This is a genomic window from Odoribacter sp. N15.MGS-14 (assembly GCF_000980245.1).
GTDB lineage: Bacteria > Bacteroidota > Bacteroidia > Bacteroidales > Marinifilaceae > Odoribacter > Odoribacter splanchnicus.
In genome coordinates, this window is sequence record NZ_LARE01000023.1 from 1 (window position 1) to 18,749 (window position 18,749).

The window sequence follows — 18,749 nt, forward strand, 5'->3', positions numbered from 1 at the left end:
CAACTCATTCCTTTTCAAGGCGTATATCTCGCAAAAATAAGAGCTATCCTGCTTAGCGGCCCGCAACATAGCCGGATTATCGGTAACAACCGAATACCCCTCGAATACAACCAGCGAGTCCTTCCATAAATACCTCGGACTTGTATGAATAGGAGTTTTATTTTCTGCTGAAAATAATGCGCTCTCCTGCATTACTTTTCCATCCAATGAATAACTCAGATATTTATTTATATCGATTATTTTCAACAGACTATCTTCCCCCATTTGTAATCCGTTACGGATTTCCCGATATTCACCGGTACCACGACCCACTGTTCCGATACAATTCCGGAAATACCCCTCTTTATCAAATACATAATATCTATCCTTCCCTTGCATTAACCCAGGATGATCCGAAGCCAAAACGATATATTTATCCGCACCTTCGATAAAATCTTCCACACCGAAAAAAAAGGTATCCCGCAACAAAACAGCCTCGACCCGATTGAAATAATCCGAAATTTTTAAAATACTCTTCTCATTTGGTTGTAAATGAATTACTGGAACATGCCCTGTTTCTACCTGTTTACACGAAAAAAATAAAAAGAATAATAATAAAATATAAACACCGACCTTCATGATATTTTTAAGTTATAATTTAATTGTATAACGTAGAGAATGTTCTTAAAACTATTCTCCCATCACGACACATGCTTTTTGTGCTTCATTATAGGTATAACCCACCCGACAAACACAGGCTCCATAATAACTTAACACTCCATCGACAACATATTCTTTCCCGTCCGTTTTAACATAAGCATTAGGAATTGCCGAACAATTCTCCTGAAAACTATGCATTTCACTTTCGGCAATATACCCCCACCCCATAATAATAGCACCCGCACTTAAAGTAAAACCTAGTACTATACCAAGCATTACAACTAATTTTTTAAAATTTGTTTTCATAGATCTGAATTTTAAATTAGAACCGATGTCCACTCCCCGGATATTTAAGGTTGAAGGAATAAAACCTGGCTTGCACAATTTAAGAAAATTAATTTTATTTTCAAAATATTTATCATTTTAAATCATAGAAACAAAAAAAATCCCTTGTTATAAAATTATAACAAGGGATAAAATCAGGAAAATACAAATACAATCAAGCTATTTCCTTTCAAAGTTTGTATACCAACACCGTAGCATAGGCCGACACCCCTTCTTCGCGGCCTTCGAAGCCCAGTTGTTCGGTAGTTGTCGCTTTGATCGAAAGATCGTCGACATCCAGTTCCAGGATTTCAGCCAGGCAATGCCGCATATCATCGATAAACGGTCGGATTTTGGGACGTTGCAGACAAACGACACTATCGATATTACTGATCGCATATCCCCGGTGATCGATCAAGGCTTTCGTTTTTTGCAACAGGAGCTTACTATCGATCCCTTTATAAGCCGGACAGGTATCCGGGAAATGCTGTCCGATATCTCCCAAGCCGGTAGCTCCCAACAGAGCATCGCAAATAGCATGTATCAACACATCGCCGTCCGAATGGGCAACGCATCCTTTCTCATGTCCGATCTTTATACCTCCCAGCCAAAACTCTCTACCAGCCTCCAGCCGATGAACATCGATTCCAATTCCAGTTTTAATTTTCATAGGTTATTCTTTATCCTCCATATGGAGTTATCCTTGCAAAATTATCAATAAATTACAAAGGTAGTGAAGAGTGAGCAAGGTATTTTACAGCTTTTGAAGAAAAAATACAATCATTTCATTTTCATCTAAAACTTTATTTATCTATATTTGTGAATTAATTACGACGTGTGTTTTATAATCAACCATAACTATTTGCTAAAGACATTCCACAGATGAGAAATAATGGATTTTTTGTTTTTGCAACGTGTTGTCTGCTTGTGTTTTCTGCCACATCCTGTCAGAAAATAAAAGGCATTTTCGGAAAGAAAAAATCTTCTACCACAGGCTGGACATACAACGACAGTAAAAACGGGGGGATCGAGTACAATAATGTAAAAGCACAAAAAACAGGCCCCGGACTTGTATTCATTCCGGGAGGAACTTTCGTTATGGGACGTACCCAGGAAGATGTCATGGGCGACTGGAACAATACGCCCAAAAGAGTAAGTATCGCTTCTTTTTATATGGACGAAACCGAAGTCCGTAACATCGACTGGCTGGAATATCTGACCTGGTTACGACGGGTATATACCACCTATCCCGAAGTATACCAAAAGGCATTACCCGATACCCTGGTGTGGCGTGACCAGTTGGGTTACAACGAACCGATGGTGAAAAATTACCTCCGTTTTCCAGCTTATGCAGAGTATCCGGTAGTCGGGGTTAGCTGGGAACAAGCAACGGACTACTGTGTATGGCGTACCGACAGGGTAAACGAACAAATCCTGATCGACAAAAAAATCCTGACCCATGATCCCGATAATCAAAAAGATGAAAATAACTTCAATACGGAAGCTTATACGACAGGACAATATACCGGTACGGTAAGAAAGAACTACAAAGGCCTGAGTAAAGAAAGACGTCCGGTAAGGTGGGAAGACGGATTATTGCTCCCGGAGTATCGCCTGCCGACAGAAGCAGAATGGGAATATGCCGCTTACGGTTTGATCGGTAATACCCAAGACGAAAGAATATCCAACTCCCGAATCTATCCCTGGGACGGTTCGTGGGTGAGATATGCCGAAAAAAAACACCGGGGACGGATGATGGCTAATTTTACCAGAGGGAAAGGCGATTATATGGGCGTTGCGGGCTCGGCCAACGACGGCTGGGACTACACCTCACCGGTCAGATCATTCTGGCCGAACGATTTCGGTTTATACGACATGGCAGGTAACGTCAACGAATGGGTAGCCGATGTATACCGGACTTTATCTTTCCAGGATATGGCGGAATTCAATCCCTACCGGGGTAATGTATTTCAATCGCCGGTACTGAACGAGGATGGCACAGCAGCCCCCAAAGACAGTCTGGGACGGATGCGTTACCGGAATCAGACAGATGCCGAACTGGCAAACCGCGAAAACTACCGTACAGCCGACAACCGTAATTTCAACGACGGAGATTTGAAATCACGGATTTCCGGAGATATCGACTGGCGTAACACAGAAAACGACCGGGGTACTCACGATATGTATTACAACGACGGAAAAGGGGAAATCACCACCCTGATCGATGATGAAGCCCGGGTATATAAAGGAGGATCCTGGAAAGACCGGGCCTATTGGCTGAACCCGGGTAGCCGGCGCTATATGAATCAGAAGCGATCCAGTAACGACATCGGTTTCCGCTGTGCCATGAGTCATGTCGGGAATGCTACCGGCGGCAAGAAAAATAAAGTATCGCAGAAATAGTTCTTAAATTATTAACCCAACAAAAGGTTGTCGTAGCATTCATTCCAGCGGCAACCTTTCTTTTTTCATCAGCTTATGACAACGATCGAAAAATTATATCCCGCTATCCGGGGTCACCGGATAACCACCGACTCCCGGCAAATTATCCGGGGAGATATTTTTATCGCCTTGAAAGGTGAAAACTTCGACGGGAACCGATATGCCGCAGCAGCCCTTGAACAGGGAGCCGCCTTAGCCATTATCGATAATGCCGATTACCTATCGCCGGGTTGCGAATTAGTTGCAGATAGTCTTCTTTTCCTGCAACAACTGGCTCATTATCACAGACAACAATTGCACATTCCGATTCTGGGAATTACGGGTACCAACGGTAAGACCACAACTAAAGAGCTCTGCCATGCCGTATTATCGAAAAAATTCAAGACTTTCGCCACTCAGGGGAATTTCAACAACCACATCGGCGTCCCCCTCACCTTGCTCAGTATGGATGAAACCACCGAATTCGGTATCGTAGAAATGGGAGCCAACCATCCGGGTGAAATCAAAACGCTCTGTGAAATTGCCGATCCCGATTTCGGGATTATCACCAATATCGGCCATGCCCACCTGGAAGGTTTCGGTAGCTACGAAAATATTATCGCAACCAAAAAAGCCCTCTACGACTATCTTTTACCGAAAAACGGACCAGTATTTGTCAATACCGGTGATCCGCTGCTGATACAACTCAGCCGTGACCACAAACGCTACACTTATGGACAAGAAGGAGATTTACTCAAAGGTGAAATCAAACAAACCGTCCCCTATCTGGTCTATTCGCTGAAAACCCGGAAAGGGGATTTATATGTCAAAACCCACCTGGTAGGAGGTTATAACTTTGACAACGCTATGGCTGCTTCGGCCATAGGTATGCATTTCGGCATCGATCCCCTGGATATCCAAACCGCTATCGAAAATTACAGGCCTTCCAACCTGCGTTCCCAGCTGATCCGTTCCGGCCGTAACACTATCATCCTGGACGCTTACAACGCCAATCCGAGCAGCATGCGTGCATCCGTAGGCAATTTTTGCGAGATGCCCGGAGAGCATAAAGTGGTCATTTTAGGAGAAATGCTCGAACTTGGCACAGAAAATGCTGCAGCTCATGAAGAGATCGTCCGCTTAACGCAGCAAGGAAATTTCGACCGGATATTTCTCATCGGGAATAATTTTGAACATTGCGCTGATAAATGTAACTTTATCACCTGGTTTAAAGATACAGAATCGTTCATGGAATACCTGAAATCGCACCCATTAAACGACTCTTTTATTTTCATAAAAGGTTCACGGGGTAATAAGCTGGAAAGGATCGTTGAATATCTGTAAATCTGATAAATAGAATATAAAATCATATATTGTGAACGATAGATTAGTTATCATTCCGACTTATAATGAAAAAGAAAATATCGAAAACATTATCCGTTGCGTATTTTCTTTAAAACCCGCTTTCGATATTCTGATTATCGAAGATAATTCGCCGGATGGAACAGCGGGAATCGTAAAAACACTGCAAAAAGAGTTCACAAATCTCCATATCATCGAACGTAAAGGTAAGTTAGGACTGGGAACCGCCTATATCACAGGTTTTAAATGGGCTTTGGAACATCGGTACGATTACATCTTTGAAATGGATGCAGACTTTTCACATAATCCCCGGGATCTGGTGAGGCTCTACGAGGCTTGTGTGCAAGGGGCCGACCTGTCGATCGGTTCGCGTTATGTGACAGGAGTCAATGTGGTCAATTGGCCGATGAGCCGGGTGTTATTGTCCTTTTTTGCTTCAAAATATGTAAAAATCATTACCGGAATGAAAGTACATGATGCCACAGCCGGTTTTGTCTGTTATACCCGGAAAGTATTGGAAACAATCAATCTGGACAAGATCCGTTTTAAAGGTTATGCTTTCCAGATCGAGATGAAATTCACTGCTTCGACACTGAAATTCCGGTTGCAGGAAGTACCTATTATTTTTACAGACCGTACATTAGGTACTTCAAAAATGAGTAAAGGCATTATCAAAGAAGCCGTCTTCGGGGTCATCACCATGAAAATGCGGGCTCTGTTCGGAAAAATAAAACCACGGAAAGATTAGAAATGAAAAAGGTAATTCAAGGAGGTACTATCATCAACGAAGGCCGGCAATTTCAGGCCGATCTGGTCATCGAAGGGGGAAAGATTACCCAAATCCTGGCTCAGGCTCCGGAAACACTGCTTCAGGAAGCTCAGGTAATCGATGCCAGCCATTGTTTCGTTATTCCGGGGGTAATCGACGATCAGGTGCATTTTCGGGAACCCGGACTGACCCATAAAGGAAACATCGGGGAAGGAAGCCGTGCCGCTGCCGCCGGAGGTGTTACTTCTTTTATGGATATGCCCAATGTCGTGCCGCCAACCACTACCTTGCAATTGCTGGAAGAGAAACAGGAGATTGCCGGCAGGACTTCATTAGTCAACTATTCTTTTTATCTGGGAGCTACAACGGATAATATCGGTGAAATAAAACGTGTCAATCCCCGTACCACTTGCGGTATAAAAGCTTTTATGGGTTCCTCGACGGGAAATATGTTGATAGATAGTATTCCGGCTTTGGAACGTTTGTTTGCAGAGTCGCCTTTGCTGATTGCCACCCATTGTGAGGATACGCCCACCATCAACCATAATTTAGCTCTTTACAAAGCAAAATACGGAGACGATATTCCACCACAATATCATCCGCTTATCCGTAGCCGTGAGGCTTGTCTGAAAAGCTCTGCCTTGGCCGCTTCATTGGCCCGGAAATACAATAGCCGCTTGCACATTCTGCATTTAAGCACTGCCGACGAGTTGACTCTGCTCGATAGCGGAAAACGGTTGGAGAAAAAAATCACCGGCGAAGCCTGTGTACATCATCTTTGGTTCAACGACGAGGCTTATCTGACCAAAGGGAATTTCGTGAAATGGAATCCGGCAATCAAAACCGAAGCCGATCGCCAGGCCCTTTTGGAAGCAGTGAATCAGGGCGTCATCGATGTGATCGCAACAGACCATGCCCCCCATACCCTGTCCGAAAAAAACGGTCCATACACCAAAGCCGCCAGCGGTGGCCCTATGGTCCAACACTCTTTGACGGTAATGTTGGAATTAGCCGAACGCGGTATGATCTCTATGGAAAAAATAGTCGAAGGCATGTGCCATGCCCCCGCCGAATTGTTCCGAATCGAAAACCGGGGATTTATCCGCGAAGGCTATCAGGCCGATCTTTGTATTTTCCGGAAAGCCCCCTGGACGGTAACAAAAGAAAATATTCTCTATCAATGTGGCTGGTCGCCCCTGGAAAACCAAACGTTCACCTATAAAGTACAAACGACGCTGGTAAACGGACATGTCGTATACGATAAAGGAGATTTTTATACCGACCGTACAGGCGAACGACTCACTTTTAAACGGTAAGTACCCGTATCGGATGTGAACAATTAAACCAAATACGTCAGAAAACAGGCAGCCAATAGTAATACAAACACCAGATTGCTGAATAAAGCGGTCCGGCAGCAAATAAAATACTGGGCATATAAAAAAGAAAGAGGGACGGCAAACATATACATAAAATCATAATAATTGCCGGGAATAATCACAAACGTCAAGGACAGGAATATCATCATAGATACCAGCGAAAGAATTCCACGCCGCTGATTGACGATCATCAGGGAATAACGGGCCGACAGGTTTGTCAAAGCAATGATCAGCACCAATACGATCATCCCCAGCCGCACCAGATCGATTACAGGCAGACGATGTATATGTTCACCGACCATCAGGTTATCCGTAAAAATAGCCGGCAACAATTCCAAACGATCCGTCCAGAAATAATAAAAAGCAATAAACAGAACCGGCGTCAGAATTCCCAACCACAAAGCCACAATATCCTTCAAGGTAGAACGGCCCGAAAAGAACAAGACCCCGAAAGCCCAAGCGATCAACAGGATAAACTTCGGATAAATAGCAACGGACAGGGCGATTAGAAAACCGAAATCATACAATACACCATTACTTTTCGTATCATTGATCGCCATCTGCAATTTCCATACAGCGACCGTCACGATAAAAACAGCGATCAGGAGGTAGTCAAAACCGACATTGACCATAATGCCCGACGTCAGCAGGATATAAATAAGTGAAGGCAAGGTCGTCGTTTGTCCCAGCAATTTAAACCGTTCACTCAGAAAAAAGATCAGATAGGCCACCCCCAACACCATGACAAAGCCGATTGCCGATAACCAGGATTTATCCAGCTGATTGATATAAGCCATATTGATGACTCCCTTCACCTGCACCGATTGGAGAGACTCCAGAGAGAAATACCCACTAAGAAAAGCGATTGCCATTACAAGGAATGGCAATACAAAAAGCATATATAACCGTCTGGATTTTAAAAACTCATTCATACCGGTATTTCCCCGCGATCATTCAATTTATTTCTTCTCCCCCTTTAACCTCAAGCTTTTAGCTTATAGCCTCTAGCTTTTTACCTTTTACTTCTATCAAATCCTGCCCGATATCCCTACGGTAACTCATATCTTTGAAAGACAGTCTTGCCACGTTAGCATAAGATTGTTTCAGCGCCTGTTCCATCTGTGTTCCGAAAGAGCTCACAGCCATCACCCGTCCGCCATTAGTCAGGATCTGTCCATCAGCCTCTTTTGTTCCGGCATGGAATACAATACTCCCTTCGATATCATCGAGTCCGGTAATCACATTCCCCTTCTCATAACTTCCGGGATATCCTCCGGCCACCAACATCACCGTCGTGCAATAGCGTTCGTCCAGTTCGAATGCCGAATCGGCCAGTTTCCCCAAAGCCGTCGCTTCGAACAGTTCGAGGATATCGGTCTTCAGACGGGGCATGACCACCTCGGTCTCAGGATCTCCCATCCGGACATTATATTCGATGACAGCAGGGTCTCCTCCCTTATTCATCAATCCGAAAAAGATAAATCCCCGGTAGTCGATTCCATCTTTCTTCAAGCCCTCGACAGTCGGGCGCACAATTCTTTCCTCTACCTTCCGGTTAAACTCTTCATCGGCAAAAGGCACAGGCGAAACAGCTCCCATTCCTCCGGTATTCAATCCGGTATCCCCTTCTCCTACTCTCTTATAATCTTTGGCAGATCCCAATATTTTATAATCTTTACCATCGGTAATAGCAAACACTGAGATCTCTATTCCATGCAAAAACTCTTCGATCACCACCCGGCTACTCGCTTTGCCGAACTTCCCACCCAGCATCTCTTCCAGTTCCCGCTGAGCTTCCTCCAATTCCGGAAGGATCAACACTCCCTTACCGGCAGCCAACCCATCGGCTTTCAGTACATAAGGCGGACGAAGAGTAGCTAAAAACTGCTGTCCTTCCTTCACCCGATCGGGAGTCACCGTCATATATCCCGCAGTAGGAATACCATGCCGGATCATAAATTGTTTGGCAAAATCTTTACTGCCTTCCAGAATAGCACCGTCCTTACCGGGCCCCACAATCATCAATCCCCCGAAACGGGAATCGGCTTCCAGAAAATCACGTATTCCTTCCACCAGCGGATCCTCAGGACCTACCACGAGCAGATCGATCTGTTTATCCTGAATAAAATCACCGATAGCCCTGAAATCGGTCACTGCAAGACTGACATTTTCAGCCAACTGGGCTGTCCCTGCATTCCCCGGAGCCACATAAAGTTTTCCCAATTTCGGACTTTGAACTATTTTCCACGCCAGCGCATGTTCACGCCCTCCGCTTCCCAATAACAAGACTTTCATATGAGTATCTATTTTTTATTATGCAAAAATAATAAAGATTTCTCTCTTCACTACTGATTATCTATCGTATAATTAAAAAAGCGGTTAAACTTGTACATTTTACGAAACACTGCATCCACTTTCTGTAGTAAATCGTCGCTCTCGAACCAGGCTTCCGGCTTTACACTCATCACATCATAATGCTTATGTTTTAGTAAATCGGCCTCCGGGAAATCGGCAGGGAAAGGAGCCGGAACTTTCTTTAATTTATCATCGGTATCCAATTCAGGAAATTCGGCAATAAATTCAGGTTCCCGGATAATCGAAGTAAACTCTTCGATATTTTCATAGATATCCTGCCTGATCCGTTTCAACAAAGCCGGTTCCGGACAATAACACCCCCCACCAAACATACAACACCCCGGTTGGAGGTGGATATAATACCCACAACGTCCGCTGTTACGTCCCCGCCAACCACAGATATAAGCAGCAAAATGATCTTTATAAGGACGCTTATCCAGCGAAAAGCGGATATCCCGGTAAATCCGGTATACACAATCCTTCGCTTTCAGATTCTTCACCTCCTCATCCCAAACAGCAGTTTGCGCAATCAATCGGTCCACCAATTCATCGAACCCCTCTTTCAATTTCTGATAACGGGGTTTCTGACCGGCAAACCATTCCCGGTCATTATTTTCCTGTAACTCCCGCAAAAAAGTCAGTATATCTCTAATCAACCCTTTCATCTTTTTTCCTCCTCTCTCGCTTAAGCTTATAGCCTCCTAACCTTTAGCTTTTTATTTTTAATCTTCTATTTTTATTTCTCCCCCCTCACCCGATGCTTCATCTCGAAAGGTATTTCCATCGACAACTCCATAAACCCCATAAACTCTCCTTCCACATACCAAGGCGTCTGATAAATCAGTTTTTTTACCCCTTTCTTCTCGATAGTATAGACATTGGTCCGGGGATTTTGTAACATATCGGCCAACAGGGAATGAGCCGGCTCGGGATGGCAATCCAACACATTTTTACCGATCAGATCCTCCTGTCCGGGCTTTAAAAATGTCTTACGCGACTTATCGTTCATTTCCAAAATCTTCCCTTCTTTGTCACATATCGTGACTGCCAGGTTAACCTCTTTAAAATAATCCATCTTCTATCGTTTAAAAGTTAAACTATAATTTCCATTATTTACCGGAACGGATTTCCTATTCTCTCAGTAACAACACCGTCCCCTGCGTCGTTTCAGGAACTCCCGACTCATTATTATCTCCGGTCCAGACCTCGGCATCCCCGAAGATCGCTTCTGCCCGCCAGATATACATTCCCTGCGGCATTCGTTCGCCCTTGAGGTTACAGCCATCCCAGCCTTCCGAAGGCCGACCGTTTTCCAGGGCTCGGGTTTCCCAAATCTTATTTCCGTATTGATCGAAAATCTGTAGCCTATAACGGGCTAGTCCCATCCCGATCCCGTTAAAACGGTTGATCTTCGGATTCTGACTATGCGGAATAAAAGTATTCGGGAAATACAATCCTTTGATCAATACCCGATGTTCCATAATCGCCGTATCCCGGCATCCATATACATTCTCTACCACTAGTTCGGCCCGATACACCCCCTGCTCCCCGAATTCCACCGTCTGATCGCCGAAAGCATGGAAGGTCCCCTTATCAGGTAAATTCCAGATACAGTCCGAACATTCTTCCGAAAGATTGATAAAGGTCACTTTTTGAGGATTTCCTTTTTCCACCTTTTTGTCCAATAACGCCCTGGGTTTATTAGGAACAACTACTCCCCGCAGGTATTCCGATTTACACCCCTTATCCGTTTCGGCATATATCATCACCCGGAAGCGCTGAACCGTATCGGATTCATTTACATACCAATGCTCCCTCGCCGAAGTCAGTCCCGACCGATCCCCATAATCCCACATCAGATAAGCCTCTCCGGTAATCTCCGGCTGGTACAGATAAGGCGAACATTGGATAGTATCTACCGGCTCGATCGTCAGGATCGGTTTGTTATAAACGACCACTTCCTTCATGACCGAATCAGTACACTGATTTATCTCGGCAGAAACTCCGATAACCGTTACCGGAAAGGTACCGTATCCTTCGTACACATACCTCAGGCTATCCTTGTTTCCTGTCTGTCCATCTCCCAATTTCCAGGTTACCTGTTTCAGTTCCTGATCTGAATTTACGACAAAGGTAAATGTATCCGCCTCACAAAGATAATCTTCACTTTTGATTTCCAAGTGCGGTAAAGGATAAATTATTACAGGCGAAGAAATCGTATCCCACCCGCAGCCGTTGTCGATCTTCAATTTCACCAGGTAAGTACCTTGCTTATCGTATTTATGTCGTGGGCTCCAGACGGTATCCCGACTACCGTCCCCGAAATTCCAATAGGTATTCAGGATAGTAGACACGGTGTCCGTAGAATTATTCCGGAATAAGATTTCCTGATTTACACAGGCGTAAGGATTGTCCAAAGGCGTAAAATGAGCACTGATCTGCCGGGGTTTCACAAGCAGGGTATCGGTATACTCATCCACATCACAACGATTCTCAGCCCGTAAAGTAATAAAATAGCTGGTAGCGGTTTCATCTGTCGTAAATTCATGCTCCGGATTACGGATGTCCGTTTCTCCGACCACTTCTCCTGTTCGTGAATTGGTAAAAGTCCAGTTGAATACACAATTATTTCCGGTAGTCGTATTCTGCAATTCCAAAAATACCGGCGAACATTCCCATTCATGCATCAAAGCAAAAGAAACTTTCGGAGCCGAGAATACAGTAATCGTCGTATCGTAGCTCACGGTATCACAAACGTTGCTTACTGTCATCCGGGCAACAAAGGTCGTATCCCAGCTCCCGGCCGGATAAGGCTTCGGCACGATAGGCATCAAGGTGTCGGTCTTCGTCCCATCACCATAATCCCAATGAAAAGTCAGGTAATTATGATCGCTCTTATAGGTATCGGGATCGACCGTAAAGAGGACCTCGAAAGGAGCACACCCCTGTAAAGTATCGACATCGAAAAAAGGTGGAGGCGGCAAATTAATAATCTCGATACGGGTAGCTTCGGAAGTATCCCGGCATCCATAAACCGACTGAGCCATACAAATAACATCCCGATAACCGTACATGTCATAACTATGCAGGATCTCGTTGTCCGATATCCCATGAGGCGTATCGTCGCCGAATATCCATTCGAATGTATTCCCGTCAGGCTGAGCGGGTGTAAACAACACATCCGTATGGATACAACTCTGAGGAGCCACCGTAAAATCGGTCGACGGCAAAGGATGTACCCGCATCACCGCCGAATCCCGGTTCATACACCCACGGCTATCCGTATAATAATACAACAATTGAAAATCCCCCGGAACAGTCGGAGTAAACAAATGTCCCGCCAACACGTCTTGACCCGATTTCCAATCTCCTCTGTTGGGTTGCCATACCTGCCCCGCTGCCGAATCTCTTCCCACCAGAGTCACCGGTGGATTGTTCAGACACATCTTCAAAGAATCACCGGCCTCTACATAAGGTAAGGGCCATATCCGCATATTCATCGTATCCCGGGCGATACAAGCCCCGTTCCGGTAATGATACACCAATCCGATATCTTTTTGCGCATAGGGATCGAAGCCCGGATAAAAATAACTATTTCCCCGCTCGGTATACAACACTTCAGCCGCTTCGGGAATTGCAGGATCTTTCAACGTCCACCAGCCCCCTTCCGGCTGTGCACGAAGAATCCGGGCCTCTGCCAGTTCACAGATCGTATCATCCGGCAATGGGATCACAGGAATAAATTTATCGACCTTCACCTGAAAAACAGCCTGTCCCGGTGTTTTACAACGATTTTTATATGCTGCGACTACGGTATAATCACAGGTTTTGAAATCGATATCCGGATAATAAGATTTTAAATCCGTTCCATTCACCAGTGTATATCCCTCGGAAGCATAACCTTGATTCGCAGTGATCGTCCAATGTACCTGTTGTATTTTGTCGTTCCGCTGATCGACTTCTACCCGCTCTCTCCCGATAAAATGAAAAGGTTCACACTGATCTGCAATATCCCCGATCCTGACCCGGGGAATGGCAAATGCCTTGATCCGGAATACCGAATCGTCGTCGTGATGACAACCGTTGGAAACCGCTAACCGTACATCGTAGTCTCCCGGCTCCGAGAACAAGAGTTTCGGAGATTCACTGTTCGTATCCCCCTCGGCAAAACTTACCCCCTGCTGAGGTGTAACCGTCCAGGTATAAGCCAGGGAATCCCCCTCCGAAAGATTATTCAGGGTAATCACAAACGGATCGGGATCATCCGTACAACCGACAGAATCTTTACCTACAGAAAAGCTAGCCTGCTGTTCGGTCCTGAGCACATTGACTTCGGTCAGAAACTCCTGTTTTCCCTCATCCGCACATTTCGAAAAAACCTCGAGCTTAAGCTCATAATGCCCATTATCATTGAATAATATCCCCGGGAAATCGGTATTTTCCCGATCTCCGCCTTTCCAGGACCATCCCACTTCCGGAGTAATGGTCCATTTCGAAGTAAGGGCTGAATTCCGGGTATCCACCCATTTCAGATAATCGGACATTTCCACGGGAATACCGTCTCCGGCACAGACCCGTTTCATATATGATGCCAATTCGATATCGGGGATACCATGCACCACCACCCAGAACTCTTTTGTCACAGGCGATTTACACGTACTATGAGTAGCTACTCTCACCCGGTATTCCCCATATTTTGTAAACCGGATCGAAGGAGCCTTCTGTCTGCTCCCCACAGCCGGATCGATAACCTGGCCGTCCTGCATATATTCATATCCCTGCTCTACGTCGCTAACCACCTCCCATTCCCAGCTGAGCGCACCGGCTTCTTCCTGCATTGTATTTTCAAAAACGACAATTTCCTGCTCACAAATATCGGCAACCGAAGGATTTCCCGCAACAGGTGTCTTTATGACAATATCCCCGTAAATATCCGGATCATAAATATGGTATACCGCCTCAGCCACCGGATCGGTAGCCGGACATCCCGCATGAGGCAAAGTTGCTTTCACCGTATAATATCCGGGACGTTTAAATTCCACCCGAGGAATCAGACTCGTCAACCCCTCCGCACCCAGTTCATAATCTCCCGGCTGGTCCGTGCCGTCCTGCCGATAAATCTGCCAGGTTACCTGTGGGGTATTATTATACCATACAAACGTAGTATCACCCGAAAGGACAAAACCGGCAGGACAAGAAACCGTATCTTCCAATACTACTTCCGGATTTTTTTTCACCCGGATTCGTAAAGTCCGCGACACGGTATCACAAAATCCGAAAACCGTACCGGTTACTTCATAGGTTCCCCATTTCTTAAAAGTGATCGGAGCAACCTTTTCCGTATTCCCCTTTAGAAACTCACAATCCTCTGCCGTTCCCCCCTGAGGTTCCCCTGTCTCCGGGATAGTCACTTCCCAGTTATAAGCCAGCTCTAAACTTTCAGGATCCTTTTCCGATGCCGAATTGGTAAAGATAAGCATCCCACCTTCGCATACTTCATCCCGGTTGTCCTTCTCTTTGACAGTAACATCCAAACCTGAAATCCGGACCTTCAATTCTCCGGTCAATTCTTTCCGGGTCAAAATACCTCCATGCTCATCCTTTTCCGGACACCCCACCTCCGGCAAAGTGACCTTATAGGTATATTTTCCCGATTCCTGAAAATGAATCTTCGGCTCCGGCGAATCGGACGAAGTTCCGTCCACAAAGTCCACTCTATCCGGAGTAAACTCCCAATGTGCTTCGGGCACATGATTATACCATTCGTAAAAAATACACAACTCCGTATTCAATACATCCCGGGGACAGATTTCTGTCGGAAAATCGGCCAAGAAAATAGTCGGATCTTTCCTGACATGTACCCGGAAAGAAATGCGTTTCGAGTTACAAGGGACAGACAACGAGTCGGTCACTTCAAAGTCTCCATACCCATTGAACCTGATCCGAGGTTCGGCAGAAGTCGGAGAACCGGCCAGGTATTCAACATTCCAGGCCGGATCGTATAATTCCGTCGTGATTGGCTTAATCGTCCAAGAATGTTCTAATCCCTCTCCGTTGGAATGATTCTCAAAACTAACCGTTTCGCCGTCACAAATCGAGATGTTGTCTCCGACAGGGGCAGGTGTCGGAACAATATTGTCGGTAATCGCAGGATCATCGATTTTCAACTCTTTATGGATCGTCAACTTGGAGGGATCACCACAAAGCACACCGCCTACCGAAGCTCCTTTCAAAGTCAAGGAAACCTCATAGGTTGCACCAGCCTGCAAATAAACCTGCGGATATTCTTTATCCGCCTCATAACCGGGTAAAAAATCTACCGTACCGGTCATTCCTGCCTTAGGTTCGATTTTCCAGACTGCTTCTTTCGGGTTTCCATTCCAATAGAGACGGAAATAATTCTCCAAATTCACCAAAGCTTTCCCCGTAGTAAGATCAGGACATAAAGACACCGGCCAGGTAACCTCCACAATCTCGGGATCCTTCCGTACGATAATAGTCGTATCTTTTACATTTTGAGGACATTCGTTTGTCAAAGTCAGTGCAACCACGTATTCCCCGTAGCCGTTGAACTGAATGACCGGATTCTCCGACTTCTCGCTAGTGCCGTTTATAAAAACAAAATCATTTGTCTGCCTACCGGTAACATTCCAATAATACTGTGGATTTTCCCCTTTAGAATGGTCGGTAAATACAACACTTTCGCCCGAACAGACGGTATCCCTATCGACTGTAAAACCGACTTCCGGCGATTGTATCACACTGATCACTTTTACGATTGTATCGTTGGAACATTCCAGCCCCCCTGTAGAAGCGATCAAGCGTACTTCATATTCTCCCGGCGTATCGAATATCACCTGAGGATATTTTTCGAACACAGAAGGTTTATCTCCAAATTTCCAGATATATTCTGCTATTGTATTACAGTAAACATCCCGTCCTTCAATCGTACGGTTTATTACCTGAACAGGATAACCGGTACACCCCGGGGCTACGAAATCAAAAGCCGCTTCCGGGGGAATAACCACGGCTGTTGTCACGGTCGTCTGTAAAGGTAACATGTAGTCCGAACACTCGTTCCGAGCCTCCAATTCCACCGTTATCGGGCAATTATCGGTCTGAAAAGTATGTTTCACCGATCCCATTGTTTTCATCATCTCTGCCTGTGTTAAAGTCGTATCACGCCCATCTCCGAAATTCACGACATAAACGGTACCGGAAGTCTGTTTATCATAATCGATAATTTTTATTTCAGACTCCATACCGTAACAAGTACCTTTTTCATTCACTTTCAATGCGACATCCGGCTTATTCAGCCGAAGTACATCATAGTTTTTTTCGAGTACTTTACTGCCATCCGATGAAGTCCAGGAAAATTTCAGTTTAAACACTTTGAATTCCCTATAAACATGCTCCATCGTCTCTTCGGTTCCCCATTCTTCGACAGCAGAGCCATCTCCCCAATCTACTTTAAAAGTTCCTTTTTTGAAGCCCTCATGCACACATTGATTGTAAACCGTCAACTTTTGTCCGTTCACAGCATCTCCATTACACAACTTAAACCCGCCGGGATCGACCAATTTCAAATCGTCCTGAGTCTGGGCATAACCACCTACTGCCGAGCACAAAACAGTAAGTAGTAAAGCTAAGCGGTATATCCCTTTTCTGCATTTTTTCTGATTTTTCATATCTGATCCTTTTTATTCGCCTGTGATCGGCGGATTTTAAAAATGAAAAGCCTTATTCTTCCGTTTCATTCTGGCTCTCTTACTATTGTTCGGCGAATTATCGAAACGCTGGATGCAACGTTTGGGAACTATCCTGTAATACCAATGCAACGATAAAGAATGACTGGTATTTTGATACATCGTCCCTTGATGGGTCGGGACTTCACAGGTATAACCGATCTTCCATCCGGAATCACGTCCTCCCGGAATATTCACTCCTAAATGTACTAACAAGGTACCTACCTGCAATCCTTCGAATTGATCTCCCCGGACCCCCAGACCGATCAGTCCGAAACGTTCTTCCTCCCAGCAAACTCCGAATTGTAAATTCCGCATAACCGACTGCACATCGACCATTACGTACGGAGAAAGCACTGTATTGATCTGATTCCCTAAAGCAAAAGGATGTGCATACGAAACATATCCCGAATACCGGCGATTCAACAGATTTTCTTCGGAAGAAGCAGACCCGTGTTCGGATAAAAACGACTGAGTGGATTCTATGATATGATATACAGAAAACCCATACTCCAAACTAGCCACCCCATGCCAGGCCACATTGAAATCGGTCTGACCGTAAATACCGGCGGCCATATCGAATATCGTCACTTTATCGGCATAAAAACTCATCAACTCAGGGGAGATATCCAAAATCTGACCGTAAAAAGGATCGAACTGATCTCCCAGTGTCAACTTCGAGGGATCCACGCTTTTACAATATAGGCTAGGTTGCAGACCGACCTGCAACACCGTAGAACGTGACAGTTTCACCCGGGCCGACAAGGCGGCAGCAAACAGCTGGGTCACATACATCACCGAACTTTCCTGATCGCGTTGATAAAACAGAGAGAGACCTCCCAAGCCGAAAGTCCTTTTCTCCTGAAAGGCATAATCTGCCGAAACAAAATAAGACCTGAAATCCAACGGCTTACTCCAATATGACCGTTGCATACCGATATTCACACCCGCTAATCCATCAAAACCTGAATAGGCCGGATTATTAAAAGATTTCCACATAAATGGATGAGATACCTTCGTATCCTGCGCCTGTAAACGGACAGACACCACCAGTAACAAAAATGTCACCGATATTATTAATCGAATACCCACACACATTAATTTTTCATGAATAATGAATCGTGACAAATTTAGCTTTTTTACAACTCCTTTCAAATTAATCACTTTAATTTATTCCTTTGTAAAAAAAACAAAAAATCATTTTTTTTCTGATGAAATTTTGTCACTTTCAAAAAAAGCCATATCTTTGCATCGCTTTTGAGAAATATTCCTTAGTAGCTCAGTTGGTTAGAGCGGCGGACTGTTAATCCGTAGGTCGTAGGTTCAAGTCCTACCTGAGGAGCGGAGTTCTTTACTTCAAAAGTGATTCCTTAGTAGCTCAGTTGGTTAGAGCGGCGGACTGTTAATCCGTAGGTCGTAGGTTCAAGTCCTACCTGAGGAGCAAAAAGCCACTATTAAGGTGGCTTTTTTAGTTTTTTCCGAAAATGGGACGAAAGGTCCGTCCCGGCGTTCCTTTTTCAAACTTTTGAAACCCTTGTAACCCTTATAACTGCTGAAATTCTTTCCCCTCTTTCCATTTTATCCATTGTTCCCGCTTTTACATATTTTAACCCCCTAATTCCTTACAATTGTTTATATTTGGTGCGTTATTGTTAATTGTGCGCATCTTCGAATTATTAAACAAGTTTTAAAGTAATGCCAGAAATTACATTAGAAGAATACGAACTGATGAATCGTATTCTCTCAGATACTCGCACT

Annotated in this window: 13 protein-coding genes and 2 tRNA genes; 6 read left to right on the forward strand and 9 right to left on the reverse strand. The window is 44.8% G+C overall.

Going from position 1 to position 18,749, the window contains the following annotated elements; all coding sequences use genetic code 11:
- The 3 genes from WS34_RS06960 to ispF all read right to left on the reverse strand — a co-directional run.
- A partial coding sequence (locus WS34_RS06960) for a 6-bladed beta-propeller (RefSeq protein WP_046403931.1) occupies positions 1 to 618 on the reverse strand: 618 nt, incomplete at its 3' end.
- A gap of 51 nt (positions 619 to 669) precedes the next feature.
- On the reverse strand, positions 670 to 915 hold the full coding sequence (locus WS34_RS06965; protein ID WP_146752564.1) for a hypothetical protein: 246 nt from the start codon (positions 913 to 915) through the stop codon (positions 670 to 672).
- A 238-nt stretch (positions 916 to 1,153) separates the two neighbouring features.
- Positions 1,154 to 1,633 carry a 2-C-methyl-D-erythritol 2,4-cyclodiphosphate synthase gene (ispF, locus tag WS34_RS06970; protein WP_013612367.1) on the reverse strand — a complete coding sequence of 160 codons (480 nt, stop codon included), beginning with the start codon at positions 1,631 to 1,633 and terminating at the stop codon, positions 1,154 to 1,156.
- A 212-nt stretch (positions 1,634 to 1,845) separates the two neighbouring features.
- Between ispF and gldJ the strand changes: the two genes are divergently transcribed.
- The 4 genes from gldJ (at position 1,846) to WS34_RS06990 (ending at position 6,831) form a co-directional block, all read left to right on the forward strand.
- Entirely contained in the window at positions 1,846 to 3,366 is a 1,521-nt protein-coding gene (gldJ, locus tag WS34_RS06975; RefSeq protein ID WP_013612368.1) for a gliding motility lipoprotein GldJ, read from the forward strand.
- A gap of 75 nt (positions 3,367 to 3,441) precedes the next feature.
- On the forward strand, positions 3,442 to 4,728 hold the full coding sequence (locus tag WS34_RS06980; RefSeq protein WP_046403935.1) for a UDP-N-acetylmuramoyl-tripeptide--D-alanyl-D-alanine ligase: 1,287 nt from the start codon (positions 3,442 to 3,444) through the stop codon (positions 4,726 to 4,728).
- A 31-nt stretch (positions 4,729 to 4,759) separates the two neighbouring features.
- The gene (locus WS34_RS06985) at positions 4,760 to 5,494 is read left to right on the forward strand and encodes a polyprenol monophosphomannose synthase (protein ID WP_013612370.1); all 735 of its coding nucleotides are present in this window, start codon (positions 4,760 to 4,762) and stop codon (positions 5,492 to 5,494) included.
- A 2-nt stretch (positions 5,495 to 5,496) separates the two neighbouring features.
- Positions 5,497 to 6,831 (forward strand): dihydroorotase, encoded by a 1,335-nt coding sequence (locus WS34_RS06990; protein ID WP_022159466.1) that lies wholly within the window; start codon positions 5,497 to 5,499, stop codon positions 6,829 to 6,831.
- 23 nt (positions 6,832 to 6,854) lie between these two features.
- Here WS34_RS06990 and WS34_RS06995 read toward each other — a convergent pair whose 3' ends face one another.
- The 6 genes from WS34_RS06995 to WS34_RS07020 all read right to left on the reverse strand — a co-directional run bounded on the left by WS34_RS06995 (position 6,855) and on the right by WS34_RS07020 (position 18,059).
- Positions 6,855 to 7,790, reverse strand: a complete 936-nt coding sequence (locus WS34_RS06995; RefSeq protein ID WP_046403936.1) for a DUF6427 family protein — start codon at positions 7,788 to 7,790, stop codon at positions 6,855 to 6,857.
- 91 nt (positions 7,791 to 7,881) lie between these two features.
- Entirely contained in the window at positions 7,882 to 9,186 is a 1,305-nt protein-coding gene (gene purD, locus WS34_RS07000; protein WP_022159464.1) for a phosphoribosylamine--glycine ligase, read from the reverse strand.
- Positions 9,187 to 9,236: 50 nt separating this feature from the next.
- Positions 9,237 to 9,911, reverse strand: coding sequence for a DUF2461 domain-containing protein (locus WS34_RS07005; protein ID WP_046403938.1), 675 nt, complete (start codon positions 9,909 to 9,911; stop codon positions 9,237 to 9,239).
- Positions 9,912 to 9,982: 71 nt separating this feature from the next.
- Positions 9,983 to 10,321 carry a hypothetical protein gene (locus tag WS34_RS07010; RefSeq protein WP_022159463.1) on the reverse strand — a complete coding sequence of 113 codons (339 nt, stop codon included), beginning with the start codon at positions 10,319 to 10,321 and terminating at the stop codon, positions 9,983 to 9,985.
- 55 nt (positions 10,322 to 10,376) lie between these two features.
- Positions 10,377 to 16,934, reverse strand: a complete 6,558-nt coding sequence (locus WS34_RS07015; RefSeq protein ID WP_046403940.1) for a PKD domain-containing protein — start codon at positions 16,932 to 16,934, stop codon at positions 10,377 to 10,379.
- A gap of 36 nt (positions 16,935 to 16,970) precedes the next feature.
- A complete protein-coding gene (locus WS34_RS07020; protein WP_175315411.1) occupies positions 16,971 to 18,059 on the reverse strand; it encodes a PorP/SprF family type IX secretion system membrane protein in 1,089 nt (362 codons plus the stop codon).
- A 200-nt stretch (positions 18,060 to 18,259) separates the two neighbouring features.
- Here WS34_RS07020 and WS34_RS07025 point away from each other — a divergent pair.
- Both WS34_RS07025 and WS34_RS07030 read left to right on the forward strand, forming a co-directional pair.
- Positions 18,260 to 18,333: transfer RNA gene (locus tag WS34_RS07025), tRNA-Asn, on the forward strand.
- A gap of 25 nt (positions 18,334 to 18,358) precedes the next feature.
- A tRNA-Asn gene (locus tag WS34_RS07030) sits at positions 18,359 to 18,432 on the forward strand.
- Positions 18,433 to 18,749 lie beyond the last annotated feature (317 nt).